19 protein-coding genes are annotated in these 17529 nt (G+C 64.0%); 10 read left to right on the forward strand and 9 right to left on the reverse strand.

Features of this window, described 5'->3' with window-relative positions:
* Positions 1 to 27 precede the first annotated feature (27 nt).
* Positions 28 to 249: a hypothetical protein gene (locus NCS00_RS17025; RefSeq protein ID WP_250440576.1), complete on the reverse strand. Its 222-nt coding sequence runs from the start codon at positions 247 to 249 to the stop codon at positions 28 to 30.
* 441 nt (positions 250 to 690) lie between these two features.
* Between NCS00_RS17025 and NCS00_RS17030 the strand changes: the two genes are divergently transcribed.
* Complete coding sequence (locus NCS00_RS17030; protein WP_250440577.1) at positions 691 to 2835, forward strand: serine/threonine-protein kinase; 2145 nt, start codon at positions 691 to 693, stop codon at positions 2833 to 2835.
* A 7-nt stretch (positions 2836 to 2842) separates the two neighbouring features.
* Here the strand turns inward: NCS00_RS17030 and NCS00_RS17035 are convergent, their stop codons facing one another.
* Together NCS00_RS17035 and phaP are read right to left on the reverse strand one after the other, a co-directional pair.
* A complete protein-coding gene (locus NCS00_RS17035) occupies positions 2843 to 3655 on the reverse strand; it encodes a class I SAM-dependent methyltransferase (protein WP_008353444.1) in 813 nt (270 codons plus the stop codon).
* A 71-nt stretch (positions 3656 to 3726) separates the two neighbouring features.
* A complete protein-coding gene (phaP, locus tag NCS00_RS17040) occupies positions 3727 to 4149 on the reverse strand; it encodes a phasin family protein (protein WP_008353443.1) in 423 nt (140 codons plus the stop codon).
* Positions 4150 to 4446: 297 nt separating this feature from the next.
* Between phaP and NCS00_RS17045 the strand changes: the two genes are divergently transcribed.
* Entirely contained in the window at positions 4447 to 4638 is a 192-nt protein-coding gene (locus NCS00_RS17045; RefSeq protein WP_033536164.1) for a DUF2964 family protein, read from the forward strand.
* Positions 4639 to 4656: 18 nt separating this feature from the next.
* On the opposite strand, the gene NCS00_RS17050 is transcribed toward NCS00_RS17045, so the two are convergent.
* Entirely contained in the window at positions 4657 to 5031 is a 375-nt protein-coding gene (locus tag NCS00_RS17050; RefSeq protein WP_033536165.1) for a DUF3564 family protein, read from the reverse strand.
* Between the two features lie 576 nt (positions 5032 to 5607).
* Here NCS00_RS17050 and NCS00_RS17055 point away from each other — a divergent pair.
* Complete coding sequence (locus tag NCS00_RS17055; RefSeq protein WP_250440578.1) at positions 5608 to 6597, forward strand: zinc-dependent alcohol dehydrogenase family protein; 990 nt, start codon at positions 5608 to 5610, stop codon at positions 6595 to 6597.
* Between the two features lies 1 nt (position 6598).
* On the opposite strand, the gene NCS00_RS17060 is transcribed toward NCS00_RS17055, so the two are convergent.
* On the reverse strand, positions 6599 to 7303 hold the full coding sequence (locus tag NCS00_RS17060; protein WP_008353439.1) for a Crp/Fnr family transcriptional regulator: 705 nt from the start codon (positions 7301 to 7303) through the stop codon (positions 6599 to 6601).
* 75 nt (positions 7304 to 7378) lie between these two features.
* Positions 7379 to 8032 (reverse strand): glutathione S-transferase family protein, encoded by a 654-nt coding sequence (locus NCS00_RS17065; RefSeq protein WP_008353437.1) that lies wholly within the window; start codon positions 8030 to 8032, stop codon positions 7379 to 7381.
* Positions 8033 to 8206: 174 nt separating this feature from the next.
* Here NCS00_RS17065 and NCS00_RS17070 point away from each other — a divergent pair, with 174 nt between their 5' ends.
* Positions 8207 to 9580 (forward strand): polyhydroxyalkanoate depolymerase, encoded by a 1374-nt coding sequence (locus NCS00_RS17070; RefSeq protein ID WP_175979308.1) that lies wholly within the window; start codon positions 8207 to 8209, stop codon positions 9578 to 9580.
* 2 nt (positions 9581 to 9582) lie between these two features.
* Here the strand turns inward: NCS00_RS17070 and NCS00_RS17075 are convergent, their stop codons facing one another.
* The 3 genes from NCS00_RS17075 to NCS00_RS17085 are packed head-to-tail and all read right to left on the reverse strand — an operon-like array spanning position 9583 to position 11942.
* Positions 9583 to 10917 (reverse strand): ATP-binding protein, encoded by a 1335-nt coding sequence (locus NCS00_RS17075; RefSeq protein WP_250440579.1) that lies wholly within the window; start codon positions 10915 to 10917, stop codon positions 9583 to 9585.
* Positions 10914 to 11627, reverse strand: a complete 714-nt coding sequence (locus tag NCS00_RS17080; protein ID WP_008353432.1) for a response regulator — start codon at positions 11625 to 11627, stop codon at positions 10914 to 10916. Before NCS00_RS17080 ends, NCS00_RS17075 begins: the two co-directional genes overlap by 4 nt.
* Positions 11628 to 11639: 12 nt before the next feature.
* Positions 11640 to 11942 (reverse strand): EF-hand domain-containing protein, encoded by a 303-nt coding sequence (locus tag NCS00_RS17085; RefSeq protein ID WP_008353431.1) that lies wholly within the window; start codon positions 11940 to 11942, stop codon positions 11640 to 11642.
* Between the two features lie 258 nt (positions 11943 to 12200).
* Here NCS00_RS17085 and NCS00_RS17090 point away from each other — a divergent pair, with 258 nt between their 5' ends.
* The 6 genes from NCS00_RS17090 (at position 12201) to NCS00_RS17115 (ending at position 17456) form a co-directional block, all read left to right on the forward strand.
* On the forward strand, positions 12201 to 12551 hold the full coding sequence (locus tag NCS00_RS17090; RefSeq protein ID WP_250440580.1) for a hypothetical protein: 351 nt from the start codon (positions 12201 to 12203) through the stop codon (positions 12549 to 12551).
* Positions 12552 to 12669: 118 nt separating this feature from the next.
* The gene (locus NCS00_RS17095; protein ID WP_250435734.1) at positions 12670 to 12951 is read left to right on the forward strand and encodes a DUF3303 domain-containing protein; all 282 of its coding nucleotides are present in this window, start codon (positions 12670 to 12672) and stop codon (positions 12949 to 12951) included.
* 176 nt (positions 12952 to 13127) lie between these two features.
* Complete coding sequence (locus tag NCS00_RS17100) at positions 13128 to 13964, forward strand: 3-oxoadipate:acetyl-CoA acetyltransferase (protein ID WP_250440581.1); 837 nt, start codon at positions 13128 to 13130, stop codon at positions 13962 to 13964.
* Positions 13965 to 14193: 229 nt separating this feature from the next.
* Positions 14194 to 14886, forward strand: a complete 693-nt coding sequence (locus NCS00_RS17105; protein ID WP_250440582.1) for a FadR/GntR family transcriptional regulator — start codon at positions 14194 to 14196, stop codon at positions 14884 to 14886.
* Between the two features lie 133 nt (positions 14887 to 15019).
* Positions 15020 to 15970 (forward strand): dihydrodipicolinate synthase family protein, encoded by a 951-nt coding sequence (locus NCS00_RS17110; RefSeq protein ID WP_250440583.1) that lies wholly within the window; start codon positions 15020 to 15022, stop codon positions 15968 to 15970.
* Positions 15971 to 16283: 313 nt separating this feature from the next.
* On the forward strand, positions 16284 to 17456 hold the full coding sequence (locus NCS00_RS17115; protein ID WP_008353424.1) for an ABC transporter substrate-binding protein: 1173 nt from the start codon (positions 16284 to 16286) through the stop codon (positions 17454 to 17456).
* The last annotated feature ends 73 nt before the right edge of the window (positions 17457 to 17529 follow it).

Below are 17529 nucleotides of genomic sequence, written 5' to 3' on the forward strand. Positions count from 1 at the left end.
GGACGCGATCCCTCGCCACTATCGACGTTATTTCTTCGAGACGAATCTCCTGGTGAACGGACCGGCCTGCGTAGCGGGCACGTCCTTCACCGGCACGCCCGGATAATCGACGACGCGATTCGTCGCCGATGCCGGCCGGATGCGAAACAATGGACGCACGCCATCGCGCGCGCCGCCGACGATCGTATGCATCGCCTGCCTGTCGAGTTCGACGCTGTCGGCGAGATCCCTGATTTTGATGACGGCCATGGATGCTTCCTCCGGAGTGGGGAGTCGCAATCGAGTATAGACAATCGTCTTCGATGTGCCGGAGCGACTCCGTGATCCGCAACACCGATCGCGCGTGAACGCCAATGGCGGCACAAGGCGCGTGCCTTCTGCCGCAAAGACGTTCGTGAAGACCGATGCGAATCGCGTGCCAACGCCGCGTGCGAGCGGCACGAACTGTCCAGTGCGTTGATTTTTCGGTCCTTTTTGCCACGCGGCGAGTTCGTGCCAAGCGTATTTCGATGGCGTGACGCCAACACTCGTCATCGATGTGTCGGTCTCCGAACGACATGTGCGCGATGCCGCTCATGATCGAAAACGCCATTTGCGAAAGCTCCATGTGAAGGCTAGTATCGAACGATCACCGGGGTTTTGTTACGACAAGTAGTTGTCGATCGATTGGAGCCGCGTCGCGTCGCACAGATGACAAGTTTTGCGCAAGCGATTCGTACTTATCGGGGCGACGGCGGGTCGCGCGACGAGTTCTTTGCGGGAGTGGACGGCGCACTGGCGACCGAACAGACTCCGGCAAGGCGGCTCATGGAGATCCTCGACGAGGAGCACGCGGCGCGGCCGTTGCCCCCCGACATCTATGCGGCCATCCGCCGCCGCATCGAGCATGCGGCGCGCATGCGTCCCGAAGCCGATTCCCCCACCGGGCCCGCGAGCCGCGACGAGACGCGTCTGCAAACGTCGCCGGGTTTCGCGCCGCCGCCTTCGCGCGATCCGAGCGGCGGCACCGGGAGTCAGGCGACGCAAGTGATGGTCGATCACGATCAGCAGATGAAAGGCGTCGGCGACACGCTCAACAGCCGTTTCGTGCTGGAAGAATGTCTCGGCATCGGCGGAATGGGGACCGTGTACAAGGCGCTCGATCTGCGCAAGCTCGAAGCGTCGGACCGGCGGCCGTATGTCGCGATCAAGGTGCTCAATCTCCAGTTCCGCGGCAATCCGAAATCGCTGATCGCGTTGCAGCGCGAGGCGCGCAAGGCGCAGCAGCTCGCGCATCGGAATATCGTCACCGTGTACGACTTCGACCGCGACGGTCAGGTCGTCTATCTGACGATGGAATATCTGTCTGGCCAGCCCCTCTCGCGCCTGCTTCGGAACCCGAACTTCAAGGGCATGCCGTTCTCCGAGGTCTTTCCGATCTTCAAGGGCATGGCCAACGCGCTCGCCTACGCGCACGAACGCGGCTTCGTGCACTGCGATTTCAAACCGGCCAACGTGTTTCTCACGGACACGTCGGAAGTGAAGGTGATCGACTTCGGCATTTCGCGCGTGATCCAGCGGCCCGAGGAGGAAACCGAGGCGACCGTGTTCGATCCCGGCAGCCTCGGCGCGCTCACGCCCGCGTACGCGAGCCCGGAGATGCTGGAGCATCGCGAGCCCGATCCGCGCGACGACATTTACGCGCTCGGCTGCATCACCTACGAATTGCTGACGGGCAAGCATCCGTTCGATCGCGTGCCCGGGTTGCAGGCGAGAAGCGCGGGCATGAAGCCGCAGCGTCCCGAGCATCTCGGCAACAAGCAGTGGAAAGCGCTGAAGGCCGCGCTCGCATTCGAACGCGAAGCGAGGACGCCGAGCGTCACGCAATTTCTCGAAGATATCGCCGACGAAAATGCCGCGTCGCCCGCGGGCCGCAAGGGAAAAAAAGGCGGCGTGCCGAAGTTTGCGATCGGCGCGGCGGCGCTCGTGGCCCTGCTGGCGGCGGGCGCGGGATATTACTTCTACGATCAGTCGAGGGGCGGCGAGGAAGTTGCGCACGAAGCGCCGCCCGCGCCGGCAGAAGGCAGCGCCGCGGGCACGGTGACACCGCATTCGCCCGGCGCGCCCCCCGCTTCGGCGGCGGTGGCGGTCACGCCCGCCGTGCCCGCGACGCCCGTTCCCGAACTCACGATGGCCGCCGTCACGCCCGTGCTCGGGAGCGTGCCGTGCTCGGCGCTGGTGGCGTCGGTGCACGATCAGACCGTCGACGTGCAGGGCTTCGTATCGCAGAAATACGGTCTCGCGCGACTGAAGGAAGCGCTCGGCCGCGTGCCAGGCGTGAAGACGACGAACTTCGGCGTGCAGCCGGTCGCCGACGACAAATGCGATCTGCTCAAGGTGTACGGCCCGTTCTGGACGGCCAACCGCCAGTCGGGGCGACCGGCATCGGTGCACACGCGCTCGCGCGCGACGAGCCTCACCGAAGGCGACCCGCTCATCGTCGATCTGATGACGCCCGCGTTCGAGTCCTACGTCAACGTCGACTATTTCATGCTCGATGGCAGCGTCGTGCATCTGTTGCCGAACGCGCGCTCGCGCGACAACCAGGCGCCCGCGAACTACACGGCGACCATCGGCACAATGGGCGATTGGGTCGTCGGCAAGCCGTTCGGTTCGGAGATGATCGTGCTGACAGTCACGCCCGCGCCGCTCTTCGACTCGCCGCGCCCCGACAGCGAAGCGAAGTCCGAATATCTGCGCGCCGTCGACAAGCGGCTCTCGGCGCTCGCGGGCAAATACGGCCGCGAGCGCGTCGCCGTCGATATCTTTCAGATCACGACGCAAGCCAAAAAGTAGCGCCGGCTCAGGGTTTCGTGGCGGACGCCAGCACACAGGGCATCGGCACGAGCAGCTCGCCGTGCCGCGCGTACGCCGTCACGCGGGCGTGCACTTCCTGCGCGATTGCGGCAAGCGCGCTTTTCGATTGCGCGCGCAGCAGCGCCGCCATTCGCACGCCGCCGTGCATCAAGGCGTCGAGCGGCGTTTCGGGCAGCACGAGATGCCACGTTTGCTCGACTTCGACGGCGCGCGCGTCGGCAAAGCCGGCTTCGGTGAGCACGCGCACACATTCGTCGGGATCGCTGAAGCGAAAGAAGGGCGGCGAGGGCGGCAGTCCGACATCGAGCGTCCCATGCAGCCGGACCGCGTCGAGCACCATGCCGAAGCCGACCGCGCGTTCGGGTGCAGCCCACGCGGTGAACGCAATGCGTCCGCCCTGGCGGAGCACGCGCGCCGCTTCGTCGAGCGCGCGCTCGGGCTCGGGAAAATGCAGCATGCCGAAGTTGATGCCGACGGCGTCGAAGCTTTCGTCGCCGAACGGCAACTGCTCCGCGCCTGCGAGATGAAACTCGATCTCGGGATGAAACTGCCGCGCGTGCGCGATCATCGACGCGGAAAAATCGACGGCCGCCGCAGTCGCGCCACGCTCGATCGCCGCCGCGGCGAGATTGCCCGGCCCGGCGGCGACATCGAGCATGCGGATGCCCGGCGCGACCGAAAGCGCATCGAGCAGCGCGGGATGCGCCTGAACGGTCAGCCTTCCAAAATAGTCCTCGTACGACGGGACCACATGCTCCCAGCCGTCCTTCTCGAACGCTGCGAATTCGTCGAATTGCATGACGCACCTCCGCTCGCCGCACGCGCGGCTCGTCGTTGCCGGAGGCCGGGCCTCGTCAGGACCGCGCGAGGCTAGGTCTTGGGCTTCTCGATAGAAGCTTTGAGTTCGTTCAGGGCGTCTTCCATGCGTTTGCTGACGAGCGCATAGGCTTCGGCCTGAGTCTGCTGGGTCGTGCGCGCGATGTCCTGCATGTCCGCGAGCGCGTTGTGCAGCGCGCGTTGCACGACTTCGTTGGCGTTGAACGGCGGTTGCGTCGAGGTCGTGGCGAATTGTTTTGCGATGCCTTCGAGATCGCTCAAGGTCCGGCGCAGGATTTCGAGTTGTTTGTCGCGCAGCGCCTCCATGCCGCCGAACGCGACGCGATTGGTCGCCGCGAGCGCTTCGACGTCCTTGCGGCGCGATTCCATGATCGCGGTGACGTCGAACCCAGGAAGCTGGTACTGCTGGAACATGGCTGCAAACTGGCTGAACGGATCGCTGAAATTTTGGTTCATCGTGCCTCCCCAGGGTTTTGTCGGTCGAATGCGAGCCATTCTTGCGGGCAAAAGCGAGGATGGCCCGGGCAGCATGCGCCGTGTGCGCGAAGCCATGCCAACGCGCAGCCAGCACCTGATACTACCAATATAAGCCGTGGAAATGGGGCAAGGGAAAACACCAGAACGAGCGGTCGCCTCCCCGGCGCGCGCGACGTTCGATTGAGGTTGATGCAGGTCAATTCGTGCCGCGCCGAGCAAGCGACCATTGAATTATCGCGGCGCGGTATCGGTGCGCCCGACGGTCGGGAGAACATCATGATCAGGGGTGAAGGGCGCATCGTCGCGGCTTTGGGCGCGGTGTTCGTGACGCTGGGCGGCATCAATGCGGCGCTGCGCGGCCTGCTCTTCGACGAGACGTCGGTGATGTACTACGGCGTGCTCGCGATACTCATCGGGGCTGCGTCGTTCGTCGTGATGCTGACACCGTTCCCGAGCGACGAGCCCTGACGATTGAGCGCGTGCCGATCAGATTCTCTCCTCGTCGGCGAATACGCCGTGCTCCGCCTTGATCTGCTCGCGATCGATGCACTGGACGTGCCAGCGTCCGGTGCTCTTCATGCCGGCGCCGTCGGCATACCAGAGGACGCGTCCCGCGAGACCCTCGCATGGGCCATCCGGCGCGTCGACATCGAGGCGCTCCAGAACGCAGATGGGATCGCCCACTTGCTGGCCGCAAATCATCGTGCCGTTCGAACCTGTGCGCAAGCCGCCCCAGTCCGGCACATCGACGGACTGATGGCCCTCGCGCGACCATCGGCGGGTTTCCTTGTCGAGCCACAGGATGGCGTAGGCCGCCGATTGAGCGCCTTCGAAGCCATCCAGCTTGACCGTGATACGCATGTCATCCTCCATGAAGCAAATTCGATGGACGAAGACGCTCGGCGCTTTCGCCGGCCATGAGCGTCCTCGGTTGAATGGCGGCTTGCGCCGCGCGTATTGTTGAGGCGTTGCGACGCGATCTTCTCAGACCGCGATGAGAGGTTCGAACTGGACGCCGCAGATAAGTTTAATCGCGCCGCATGTAATGGGTTCCATCGCCGATGCGTTCGTAAGGCACGCTTCGGATCGCGAACTTGCCGCGCCGCAACAGCGATGATGTCCGAACCAAACAAGCAAGTCCGATGCCGAAATGTGTCGCCGACACATGTTCGCTTCGTGACTGCATGAGTCAAGTTTAGTACGACAATCTGACCGTTCAGCGACAGTCATCGGAGGCAAATCGCCGCACGGGCGAGCAACCGATGCGCGATGCGTGCGCCGCATCATCGCGTGATGTGGCGTAACCAGAATGCCCGGCGAGCGTGCATCGGTGCACCAAGGCGGGCTCGCGCGCCCCAGCGCATCGCGCGTGCGTGCGGTTCGTTTGCTGCTGCGACGGACAACACGCTGCGCTGCAATATCGATGGAGATGAATTCATGCGCGCAATGGTCTTCGACGGCAACGGTCCTTTCCTGCAGTTGCGCGATCTGCCCGATCCGGTGCCGCGCGCAGGTGAACTGCTCATCGACGTCCATGCGTGCGGCGTGTGCCGCACCGATCTCCATGTAGTCGACGGCGAGCTCGCGCATCCGAAGCGGCCCGTGATACCGGGCCACGAGATCGTGGGAACGGTCGCGCGGCTCGGCGCGGGCGTGACGAACTTCGCGCCCGGCGATCGCGTGGGCGTGCCGTGGCTGGGCCATACCTGCGGCCGTTGCCGCTACTGCATCGCCGGCCGCGAGAATCTCTGCGATGCGCCGGGTTTCACCGGCTATACGATCGACGGCGGTTACGCGCAACGCGTCGTCGCCGATGCGCGCTACTGCCTGCATCTGCCGCAACGGTATTCGGACGTGGAAGCCGCGCCGCTGCTGTGCGCGGGACTGATCGGCTATCGCACGCTCACGATGGCCGGCGACGCGCAGCGCATCGGCATCTATGGCTTCGGGGCGGCCGCGCATATCGTCGCGCAGGTGGCGAAGCATCAGGGGCGCGCGGTCTATGCGTTCACGCGTCCGGGCGATATCGCGGCGCAACGTCTCGCGCTCGCCCTGAAGGCGCATTGGGCGGGCGGCAGCGACGAGACGCCGCCCGATGAACTCGACGCCGCGCTGATCTTCGCGCCCGCCGGCGCGCTCGTGCCCGCGGCGCTCAAGGCGGTCGCGAAGGGCGGCGCCGTGGTGTGCGGCGGCATCCACATGAGCGACATTCCTTCGTTTCCGTATGCGCTGCTCTGGGGCGAGCGGCGCGTCATGTCGGTGGCGAATCTCACGCGCGAGGACGGCCGCGCGTTCATGGGGATCGCCGCGCAGTTTCATTTGGATCTGCACACGACGCCTTATCCGCTCGACGAAGCGAACCGCGCACTCGCCGATCTGCGCGACGGCAAGCTGACGGGGGCGGCGGTGCTGACGGTCCGCGCGTGAATCAGTGATGTTCGAGCATCGCGCGATCGACGATGCGGACCTGACGCCCGTTGAGCCCGATCGCGCCTTCGCGCTGCAGCTTCGAGAGCGTGCGGCTCACGGTTTCGAGTTCGAGCCCGAGATAGCTGCCGATATCCGCGCGCGTCATCGGCAAGAGCAGATCGACCGGATGTCCGCCGGATGACGTTGCGCCCGCGTCGAGGCGTTCGGCGAAATCGAGCAGGAACGCCGCGACGCGTTCGCGCGCGGGCATGGTGCCGAGCATCAGCGCGAGACGCGATGCGCGCACGATCTCCGCGCTCATGATCGCGAGCAGTTCGTGCTGCATCCCCGCGTATTCGCGACACAGCGGTTCGAGAATGCCGACCGGCATGATCCGCACGACGCTCGCTTCGAGCGCGACGGCGTCGCTTTCGTGCCGGTTCGTGCATATGCCGTCGAGACCGAGCGTTTCGTTTTCGAAGTGAAAGCCCGTGACCTGCGTGTGCGGCGCGCTGTCATCGTCGCTGCTGGGGAATGTCGCAACGGTCTTGAAGCAACCGCTTTGCACCGTATACAGGCTGCGCAACGGCTCCCCCGCGCAATACAACGCATCGCCACGCTCGACGGTGCGCGTCGGAAACGGGATCGCGTCGGTGTCCGAAAAGCGGACGTGCAACGTCGGCGCGCGCCGGGTCGAAGCGCCTGCATCGATTGAAGGTTCCATTGCGACTTCCTCCTTCAAGACCAGTATGGTTCACGAATGGAGGAAAAGAAAATCGGCCTGACTCGCGCGCCCGTTTCAGAACTCGATATCGAGTTCGTCGATTTCCTCGGCTTCCTGTTGCGCATCGGCGATCCAGCGGCGCATCTCCGGCATCGCGAGAATGCGCTCGCCGTACGCGACGATATCGGCGTCGAGCTTGACATCGTAGGTGACGAAGCGCGTGACGACCGGCGCGAACATCGCGTCCGCGCACGTCCGTTCGCCGAACAGATACGGACCACCATACTGCGCGAGACATTCATGCCAGATCGTCACGATCCGCTCGATGTCGGTCTGCGCGCGCGCCCATACCTTGAAGCCCGGAAAGTGCGCCTTCAGGTTCATCGGCAGGGCGGAGCGCAGTGCGGCGAAACCCGAGTGCATCTCGCCGCAAATCGCGCGGCAATGCGCGCGTTCGGCGCGCTCCTTCGGCAACAGGCCGGCATCGGGGCATACTTCATTCAGATATTCCGCGATGGCGAGCGTGTCCCAGACCTTGATGCCATCGTGAAAGAGACACGGCACGAGTATCGATGGCGACAGCAAAAGCAGTTCGGCGCGCGCGCCGGGATCGTCGGCGGGCATCACGACTTCCTCGAACGGCAGTCCGCTGAACTTCGTGAGCAGCCAGCCGCGCAGCGACCAGGACGAATAGTTCTTGCTGCTAATGGTGAGCGTGGCGTTCGCCATGAGTCGTTCCTCGCGCGTCGTGCACCAAGACGGATCGAGCGCGGTGCGCCCAAGCACCGAAGCGCGGCAAAACGCGCTCGTGAATGGCATCTGTGCAAAGCCTATGCCAATCGCGTGACATATGAAGGCCCATGTAGCCATCGATTGGCATGGCTATTGCCTCCTTTCGTCGCCATGAATCCGTTCACCTATGCGGGCTATCAGGCCTGGTCCGATTCGATGCTGCCGATCCGCCACGCCGCCACGCTCGTCGAAGGCGCGCTGCGTGTCTGGAAGGATATCGGCGAGACGCCGCAGGCCCGCGGTATGGCGGCGCTCTGCGAACAGGTCGCGCTCGCGGGCCTGACGCACGCGCGGCCGCCATTCGATATCGCGCCGGTGCAAGCCGAAGGCAAAACGATGCGCGTCCTGGAAGAAGTCGCGGCATCGACGCCGTTCTGCGATCTGCTGCATTTTCGCAAGGACGATGCGTCCATCGTGCAGCCGCGCGTGCTCGTCATCGCGCCGATGTCCGGCCACTTCGCGACCCTCTTGCGCGGCACCGTGCAGACGATGCTCGCCGATCACGACGTCTATATCACCGACTGGCGCAATCCGCGCGACGTCTCGCTGATGCACGGCCGCTTCGGCTTCGACGAATACGTGCAGCACATCATCGATTTCATCGAGACGATCGGGCCGGGCGCGCATCTGCTCGCCGTCTGCCAGCCGACCGTCGCGGCGCTCTCGGCGGTTGCGCTGATGGCCGAGGACCGGCATCCCGCCGAGCCGGCGAGCATGACGCTGATGGCCGGTCCCATCGATACGCGCGTGAACCCGACGCGCGTGAACGAACTCGCGAAAAGCAAGCCGATCGACTGGTTCGAGCGCAATCTCATCAGCATGGTGCCGTTCGGTTTCGCGGGCGCTATGCGGCGCGTTTATCCGGGCTTCGTACAGCTGGGCGCGTTCATGTCGATGAATCTCGCGCGTCACATCGAATCGTTCGAGGAGATGCATCATCAACGCGCGAAGGGCGACGTCGCGAAGGCCGATGCGATCCGCGTTTTCTACGAGGAATACTTCGCGACGATGGACCTCACCGCGGAGTTCTATCTGGAAACCGTCGACACCGTGTTTCAGCGGCACGCACTGCCGCTGAAGCAGCTCGAAGTGCGCGGCCGCAAGGTCGATCCGTCGGCGATCCGGCGCACCGCGCTTTTCACCGTCGAGGGCGAGCGCGACGATATCTGCGCCGTCGGCCAGACGCTCGCGGCGCAGGATCTGTGCGACAAGCTGCGGCCGTATCTGAAGGCGCATCATGTTCAGACGGGCGTCGGCCACTACGGCGTGTTCAACGGCAAGCGCTGGGAGCAGCAGATTTATCCGCGCATTCGCGCATTGATCCACGACAACGAGCCCAGTCCCGCCGGTGTGAATGCGCGCACGCAGCCGATGGTGCCCTTGCACGCAATCGCGCCGCTCGCACGCGAATCCACGGTCGCCGAGGATCAGGCGCAGACGGCGAACGAGGGCGATGACAAACAGGCGATCGCCGATCCCGAATAACGCTAGCTCGAGAGCGGCAGAACGATGCGCGACTCCGCGCCGCCGCCGTCGCGCGCGCTCAGTTCGAGCGTTCCGCCGTGCAGCCGCGCGATGCGCTCGACGATTGCAAGTCCGAGGCCCGTGCCCTTCGGCTGGCCTTCGCCGCCGCCGCGCTTGAACGGCTGCTTCAGCGCTTCCGGATCCTGACCGCCGAGGCCTTTTCCGCGATCCGCGATCACGACGCAGGCCGTGTTCGCCTCGCGATCTGTCCACGTCCGCACTTCCAGGCCGACTACGCCGTAGAGCACTGCGTTCTGCATCAGGTTCATGAGCATCCGCATCATGCTGATCGGCCTGAACGGGAACGGTTCGATCTCGCCGAGATCGAGCGCGAACTCGTGCCCCAGTCCGGCGAAATCGGCGGCCAGATTGGCGATCAGCGCGTTGAGATCGCCGACGACGGGCGTTTCCTTCGCGCCGCTGCCCGCGTAGTCCATGAACTGCTGAAGAATCGTATCGATGGTGTCGAGATAGCCTTCCGCCGATGCCGCGAAAGCCGCGTCCGTCGATGGCACGGCGGACATCGCCATGGCGAGGCGCAGCTTGGTCATCGGCGTGCGAATGTCGTGCGAGATGCCCGCGAGCATCAGCGCGCGCGTGGCGTCGGCTTCCTTCAGCGCGGCCGTCATGCGATTGAAGGCGCCGCTGACCTGGGCGATTTCCGTCGGACCGTCGGTCGGCAGGACGCCCGGCTCGCCGCCCGCGGACACGAGCCGCGCGGCATCGGCGAGATGCGCGAGCGGACGGTTCAGATGGCGCTGGATCACGTACGCCGTCGCGAACGCGAGCGCGCCGAGTCCGAGCGAAAGGAAAAGGGCGGTCGCGAGGCCGTCGTCGTGCGCCGCTTCGGGCACCGGCAGCGCCAGCCAGCGCGGCTCGCCCGCCAGATGCGCGCGGATCCACAAGCGCTGCTGACCGTCGTCGGACGCTTCTGCGCCTTGCCAGCGCACGAGCATGTCGGCGGGCAGATGCGCGCGCAGGCTCTCGATGAACGTCCGGCGCTGATACGTTTGATAGAAGCGCAAGCGCGATCCCGGCGCCATGTCGCGCGCGCCGGCGGGCAGTTCGGCGCGAAGGTCGAGGTTCACGGCAACGCCTTGCGCGGCTTCGGGCGGCGAAGTTTTCAGGAGCGTATCGAGCGTGACGATATAGCTCGCGAAGGTCGCCGCCGCGCGCTCGATGCGCGGCGTCTGGATGAAATGGAGCAGCACGGCGATCGCGCACACCTGGCTCACCGCGACGAGCGCGACCAGCAGCAGGATGTTGCGCGCGAAGAGCGAGCGCGGCGCCCACTTCACGATTCGATTTCCGCGAGCAGCATGTAGCCGACGCCCCACACGGTCTTGATGAACCGAGGCTTGCCCGGATCTTCCTCGACGATCTGACGCAGCCGCAACACCTGCACGTCGATGCTGCGATCGAGCGCGTCGTGATCGCGGCCGCGCGTGCGGGCGATGAGGTTGTCGCGGCTGACCGCGCGGTTCGGCGACGAGCCGAGCGCCGTGAGCAACTGCATCTGCGCGGAATGAATCTCGAACGGCTCGCCGCCGCGATACAGCTTTTGCTTCGCGAGATCGAGGCGGAAATCGCCGAAACGGATGCGCTGCTGCGTATGCGTCGGGTCGCCCGCCGCAATCTTCTGGCGGCGCAGCAACGCACGCACGCGAGCGACGAGTTCCTGCGGCAGAAAGGGCTTGGCAAGGTAATCGTCGGCGCCGGTTTCGAGGCCGACGACCTTGTCGACCGGATCGCCTTTCGCGGTGAGCATCAGGATCGGCAGCGTCTGGCCTTCGGCACGCAGGCGCTTGCAGACCGAAAGGCCGTCTTCGGGCTCCATCATCCAGTCGAGCACCAGCAGGTCGTAAGGCTCGCGCTGCAAATAGCGGTCGAGCCGCTTGCCATTTTCGACGACGCGTACCTCGAAACCCTGCGAACTCAGAAATCGCTGCAGCATGTTGCGCAACTCGGCTTCGTCGTCAAGCACGATGATCTTCGGCAGGGTTTCCATGGAGGCTCCGGGTCAGCGTTGCGCGGCGTGCTCGTGCATGAAGGCTTCGATTTGCGGCAGCGTGACGTAGCCGTTCTTCTGCGTGTCGATTTCGTCGAAGTGCTTGGCGACCATCGGCATGCCCGTGGATGCCTGCTCGCGCGTGAGCTTGCCGTCGTGCGTGGTGTTGGCGCTCGAAAAGCGCGTCTGCAACTGGCCGAGCACGTGTTCGAGGCGCGGGCTCGCGCCCATCGGCTGCGTAGCGGTCTGCGCGAACGCCGCGCCCGACGTGGCGCACGCCGCGCATGCCGCAAGGATGACAAGAATCTTTCGCATGGCTCTCTCCCCTGATTCGCTACGGATGAACGTCGACGGTGATGCCATTCTATTGAGCCGCGCCGCGAACGCAATCTTGGGGATGCTACGAATCATGTCGCCGTATTTCGCGTTCGATGCCGCGCATTCGCGCCGACATCCCGCGACATAAGTTACGACTCACGCATCGGGCAGGGCTTCGCTATCGTTCTCATCGCCGGCAGTTGCATTTCTTTGTTGCTGCCGTATTAACGTCTCACGATGCATGAGGACTTCAACATGAATTGCCGTTTGCTCAGCGTTTCCGCCGTTGCCGCCATCAGCCTGACCTGCGCGAAGACCGCATCGGCTGGAACGAGCGTGCAGGTTTCCTACGTCGCGCCCGCCGTCGTTTACGCGCCGCCGCCGCGTCCCGTGTACTACTACGCGCCGCTGCCGAGGCCGCCGTATTACTACGTGCCCGCGCGCACGATCGTCGTCGAGCCGGCGTTCGCGCCGGTGGTGGTCGCCGCGCCGCCGCCTCCGCCGCCGCAGCCTGCCGTCATCGTGACGCCGTATGGAGTTGCGCCTGCCGTCAGAGTGACTTACGCGCAGCCGGTGCTCGCGACGCCCGTCGTCGTCATGCATTGATCAATGCGATCCACGGCCGCCTCCTATACTGGATGAACCGCATCGGCGCAACTGCCGATGCGGCGGCGAGCCCGGCGCGTCGCGCCGTTTCATGGCGTTCCAACAGGAGGATCGAGCCATGCTATTCATCGTCAACTGGACTGCGCAACCCGACGCCGAACGACTCGCGGCCGAGCGATTCCTGCAAACTCGCGGCGCGCCGCCCGACGGCATTCATCTGCTGGGCCGCTGGCATGCGATCGGTTCGATCTGGGGTATCGCCGTGTGCGAATGCGACAACGTCGAGCCGCTCGCGCAATGGGCGCACGAATGGGCCGATTTGTTCATGTTCGACATCAAGCCGGCGATCACGGACGAGCAGGTCGGAAAAATGCTCGCCGAGTATGCGCAGCGACAGTAGCGGGGCAAGCGGCCCGATTCGTCGTACGAACGCGCGTCGCGAGCTTAGGGTTTGCGTGGCTTGCAGCGGCACGGAGAATGCCTCAACATCACAAATGTACTAGTTAGTTCAAATTTGAGCGCCATATACGATCTCCGCGAAGTTGTTTCAAGCATGGCGCCGTCAAGGAGCGAAGCGTGACCCAATCCCCTACGAAAGAACCTTGCGTCATATCGGTTGCGATCACCGGCTCGGTGCCGCGCAAGAAAGACAATCCTGCCGTGCCGATCACGATTGCCGAGCAGATCGAAAGCACGCACGAGGCGTATGAAGCGGGCGCGACGCTCGTGCATCTGCATGTGCGCGACGAGGATGAGCGATCGAGCTCGGACCGGCACAGGTTCGCGGAATTGCAGGAAGGCATCCGCAAGCATTGCCCGGACATCATCATCCAGTTCTCGACGGGCGGGCGCGGGCGTTCCTTCGAGCAGCGCGGCGCGATGCTGGACTTGAAGCCTGACATGGCGTCGCTCGCGACGGGATCGGTCAACTTTCCGACGATCGTCTACGAGAATCCGCCCGATTTCGTGCGCTCGCTCGCGCAGACGATGCTCGATCACAACGTGAAGCCCGAGATCGAGATCTTCGATCTGGCGATGCTCTATAGCACCGTCGATCTCGTGAATCAGGGTTTGTTGAAATCGCCTGTACACGTTCAGTTCGTGCTCGGCGTGAAGAACGCATTGCCCGCGCGACGCGAGATTCTCGAGTTCGAGGTCGAGCAGTTGAAGAAGAATCTGCCGGATGCCACGTGGACGGCTGCGGGCATCGGGCGCCATCAGCTCGAAGTGAATCATTGGACGTTGCAATTGGGCGGACATTGCCGAACGGGACTCGAAGACAACGTGCGCTGGGACAAGGACACGCTCGCGAAGAGCAATGCGCAACTCGTGAGCCGGGTGGCGTCGTTATGCGCGGAGTACAGTCGGCCGGTGGCGACGGCGAAGGAAGCGAGGAAGCTGTTGTCGATCTGAATTTCGATGGCGATGGCCGAAGCGCGCTTGCGGGAGACCGCGGGCGCGTTTTTGTTTACGCTGCGCAATATCGCTTCGCATGCCGAAATGTCATTCACGGCTCGCACTTCGCGTGCAGTGAAATACTGAGCATGGGACAGGCGGCTTGCGGTGCCTCGCGCGAAAAATCTGCCTGACAAAATCTGCCTTACAATCGGTCTCCACCCTGACAAGCACGTCACGCGCGAACATGAACGAGCGTAAGTCATCCGGCCTCGCCGACCGGATTTATAGCGACATCCTCAACAGCATCATCGAAGGCGAGTTCAAGGAGGGCGACCGGCTCCTCACCGAACACGCGCTCGCGGAACGATTCGCCACCTCGCGTCCGACCGTGCGCGAGGCGCTCGCGCGGTTGCGCGCAGACGGCATCATCGTGACGCGGCGCGGATCGGGAACGATCGTGGGTCGCCGCCCCGATCCCGACGTGCGCCGCTTCGCTCCGCTGGAAACGCTATCCGACATTCGTCGCTGCTACGAATTTCGCGTGGTGACGGAGTCGGGCGCGGCGGAACTGGCCGCCGTCAAGGCCGAGGAGCAAGACATCCGCGCGATTCAGGACGCGTGGGATCAGCTCGAACGCGTCGTCGAAACGCAGGAGGGCATCGGCGCGAAAGACGATTTCGCGTTTCATCTCGCGGTCGCGCGAGCGTCTAAAAATCAGTTCTTCATCACCGTGCTGTCGTTCATCGAAGAACAGGTCGAAGTCAGCATGAACCTGTCACGCAACCTGTCGTACGTGAAGACGCTCGAACGCCAGCGTCTCGTTCAGAGAGAGCATCGCGAAATCCTTGAAGCGATCCGCGCGCGCGATTCCGCCCGAGCCGGGCAAGCGATGAAGGCGCACCTCGAGAACGCGCTCGAGCGCATGTTCGGTGAATAATTTCGACCCGACAGTTGTCACACAACCTTAGCCAACTTGCGATAAACCGGCTCCCTCCCGGCAAAGTTGTTTGACAACTTTTACCCGCCTTGCTACCTTCTGCGGACCTTTTCCGTCGATTCAGCGAGGCGTCATGAATACCGATCCCATCGTCGTCAGCGAGTTTTCCGCATCCGTCATGGCGGTGCCGCCCCTGGCGCGTCGCCCGGATTATTCGCTGGATCCCGAAGCCAACCGCAGGCTGATCGCTCACATCGAGGCCGGCGGCGTGTCCACGCTGCTTTACGGCGGCAACGCGAATCTGTACCACGTCGCCGTCAGCGAGTTCCGGGAGTTGCTTGACATGCTGGCCGAGTCGGCTGGCCCGCGGACTCGCGTCATTCCGGCCATCGGCCCTGACTACGGGAAGATGCTCGATCAGGCGCGCATCCTCGCGCAGACGGGCTACCGCACCGCGATGATCCTGCCGCTCGCGGGTTTCACCACGCCGGAGGGCGTCGCGCACGGCCTCAGACGTCTTGCCGATGTGGCCGGCATGCCGTTCACGCTCTATATCAAGAGCGAGAGTTACATCGACGTGGACGGGCTTGCCGGCCTCGTCGATGACGGCACGCTGCTCGCGGTGAAATACGCGATTCAGCGGGCCAATCCAGCGGACGACGGCTATCTGCGGCGCTTGCTCGAAAGCGTGCCGGCGTCGAAGGTCGTGTCGGGCATGGGCGAGCGCCCCGCGCTGGTTCACACGCGCGACTTCGGTCTCGCGTCATGGACGACCGGCTCGGGATGCATCGCGCCGCACGCAGTGATGGCGCTGCTGCGCGCGGCAAAAGCAGGCGGCACCGGGGCCGATTCCATCTACGAGCACTTTATGCCGCTCGAAACCCTTCGCGACGAAGTCTCGCTGATCCGCGTTCTGCACGACGCCGTGACCTTATCGGGCATCGCCGACATGGGCCCGGTACTGCCGTTGCTGAGCGCGTCGCCCGAAGCTGCGTTGCCGGCCATCGAACGTGAAGCGCGCGCGCTGCTCGCATTCGATGAAACCCTCCGCGTTTCCGGGAAACGTGCAGGAAACCCCAGTTAAATACAGGTTAAAGCGGGAGGTAACAAGCGCTCGGGGTATATCCCGAGGCGGCTTGCAAAGCGCTATCGGCAGAGGAAAAAAGGCGGTTCGGCTGTTTCGGTAACAGCATCGGCGGGTTGCGATTTGCTTGACATCCTATAACCTCGTTAGCTATTTTTCAGCATCCAAGCCGCAACGAGGACGCACGCGCACGATAGACACGCAAGAATCAGAACGAAGTACAAACAGGCCGGCGATCAACACAATCGACAACATCGACGATCCGACCGGACCTCTTCCCGACCAGCGGTTGCGAGAGAAGTGAGGAGACAACATGGCTTTCAAGGCAGGACTGTCAGTGAAACTGGCGGCGATTTGCGTCGCCGTGAGCGCGGCTTTCGGCACGAGCGCGGCCCACGCGGCCGATCCCGTGTCGATCAACATCGTCGACGTTGCAGGCAATCTGCAACTGACGCAAAAGGGCTTCGAGGCGTTCAAGGCCAAGTATCCGGACCTCGTGTCCAGCATCACGTTCACGAATGCGCCGGCGCCGCAACTGCCGGGCAAGATCAAGGCGATGCAGGCGGCGGGGCGCTCGGACATCGACCTCGTCGTGACGGGCACCGACGCGCTCGCGGCCGGCATTCAGCAAGGTCTGTGGGAGAAGCTTCTGCCCGACAACGCCAAGGCATTCCCCGGCGTGCTCGACAAGTACGCGCCCGGTCCGCGCAAGATGCAGGACATCGCGCAGGGCTACGGTCTGGAAGTGACGTACATGCCAGCGGGTCCGCTGCTCGAATACAACCCGGCCAAAGTCACCGATGTCCCCAAGACGCCGGATCAACTGCTCGCGTGGTGCAAGGCGCATCCGAACAAGCTGATCTACGCGCGTCCGGCCAACTCCGGTCCGGGCCGCACCTTCCTGATGGGCCTGCCGTACGTGCTCGGCGACAAGGACCCGATGGACCCGATCAACGGCTGGGACAAGACCTGGGCGTTCCTCAAGCAACTGAACGACTGCATTCCGTACTACCCGGGCGGCACGTCGGCCGTGATGAAGGAGCTGGGTGAAGGCACGCGCGACATGACCGTCACCGTGACGGGCTGGGACATCAATCCGCGCGCGCTCGGCATCGTGCCGGCGGAATTCAAGGTCGGCGCATTCGACAACATGACGTGGGTCAACGACGCCCATTACATGGTGATTCCGAAAGGCGTGCCGAAGGAAAAGCTCGACGTGCTCTACAAGCTGATGAACTTCATGCTCGAGCCGGCGCAGCAGGCGCTGACATATGACGATGGCTATTTCTATCCTGGCCCGGCGGTGAAGGACGTGCCGCTCTCGATGGCGCCCGCGAAGAGCCAGGAAGTCATCCAGAAGTTCGGCCGTCCGGAATACGCGAAGCTCCTCGCCGACCGTCCGCACGTACTGCCGCTGAACGCGCAGGCGATGGTCGCCGCGTTCCAGAAATGGGACCGCGAAATCGGCGCGGCGAAGACGAAGTAAGTCGACGTATCGGTGTGATGAGACGGCGACGTTCCTCGCGAGGAGCGTCGCCGCTTGTACAAAAAAGCGCAGG

Source organism: Caballeronia sp. AZ1_KS37 (assembly GCF_023631165.1).
Classification (GTDB): Bacteria; Pseudomonadota; Gammaproteobacteria; order Burkholderiales; family Burkholderiaceae; genus Caballeronia; species Caballeronia zhejiangensis.

Bases quoted from the DNA above. Each gene is read 5' to 3' on its own strand.
- NCS00_RS17050 (WP_033536165.1), bottom strand. From the start codon at position 5,031: ATGCGTATCACGGTCAAGCTGGATGGCTTCGAAGGCGCTCAATCGGCG.
- NCS00_RS17065 (WP_008353437.1), bottom strand. From the start codon at position 8,032: ATGGCGAACGCCACGCTCACCATTAGCAGCAAGAACTATTCGTCCTGG.
- NCS00_RS17110 (WP_250440583.1), top strand. From the start codon at position 15,020: ATGAATACCGATCCCATCGTCGTCAGCGAGTTTTCCGCATCCGTCATG.
- NCS00_RS17085 (WP_008353431.1), bottom strand. From the start codon at position 11,942: ATGCGAAAGATTCTTGTCATCCTTGCGGCATGCGCGGCGTGCGCCACG.
- NCS00_RS17070 (WP_175979308.1), top strand. From the start codon at position 8,207: ATGAATCCGTTCACCTATGCGGGCTATCAGGCCTGGTCCGATTCGATG.
- NCS00_RS17115 (WP_008353424.1), top strand. From the start codon at position 16,284: ATGGCTTTCAAGGCAGGACTGTCAGTGAAACTGGCGGCGATTTGCGTC.
- NCS00_RS17095 (WP_250435734.1), top strand. From the start codon at position 12,670: ATGCTATTCATCGTCAACTGGACTGCGCAACCCGACGCCGAACGACTC.
- NCS00_RS17080 (WP_008353432.1), bottom strand. From the start codon at position 11,627: ATGGAAACCCTGCCGAAGATCATCGTGCTTGACGACGAAGCCGAGTTG.
- NCS00_RS17060 (WP_008353439.1), bottom strand. From the start codon at position 7,303: ATGGAACCTTCAATCGATGCAGGCGCTTCGACCCGGCGCGCGCCGACG.
- NCS00_RS17030 (WP_250440577.1), top strand. From the start codon at position 691: ATGACAAGTTTTGCGCAAGCGATTCGTACTTATCGGGGCGACGGCGGG.
- phaP (WP_008353443.1), bottom strand. From the start codon at position 4,149: ATGAACCAAAATTTCAGCGATCCGTTCAGCCAGTTTGCAGCCATGTTC.
- NCS00_RS17045 (WP_033536164.1), top strand. From the start codon at position 4,447: ATGATCAGGGGTGAAGGGCGCATCGTCGCGGCTTTGGGCGCGGTGTTC.
- NCS00_RS17025 (WP_250440576.1), bottom strand. From the start codon at position 249: ATGGCCGTCATCAAAATCAGGGATCTCGCCGACAGCGTCGAACTCGAC.
- NCS00_RS17055 (WP_250440578.1), top strand. From the start codon at position 5,608: ATGCGCGCAATGGTCTTCGACGGCAACGGTCCTTTCCTGCAGTTGCGC.
- NCS00_RS17090 (WP_250440580.1), top strand. From the start codon at position 12,201: ATGAATTGCCGTTTGCTCAGCGTTTCCGCCGTTGCCGCCATCAGCCTG.
- NCS00_RS17035 (WP_008353444.1), bottom strand. From the start codon at position 3,655: ATGCAATTCGACGAATTCGCAGCGTTCGAGAAGGACGGCTGGGAGCAT.
- NCS00_RS17105 (WP_250440582.1), top strand. From the start codon at position 14,194: ATGAACGAGCGTAAGTCATCCGGCCTCGCCGACCGGATTTATAGCGAC.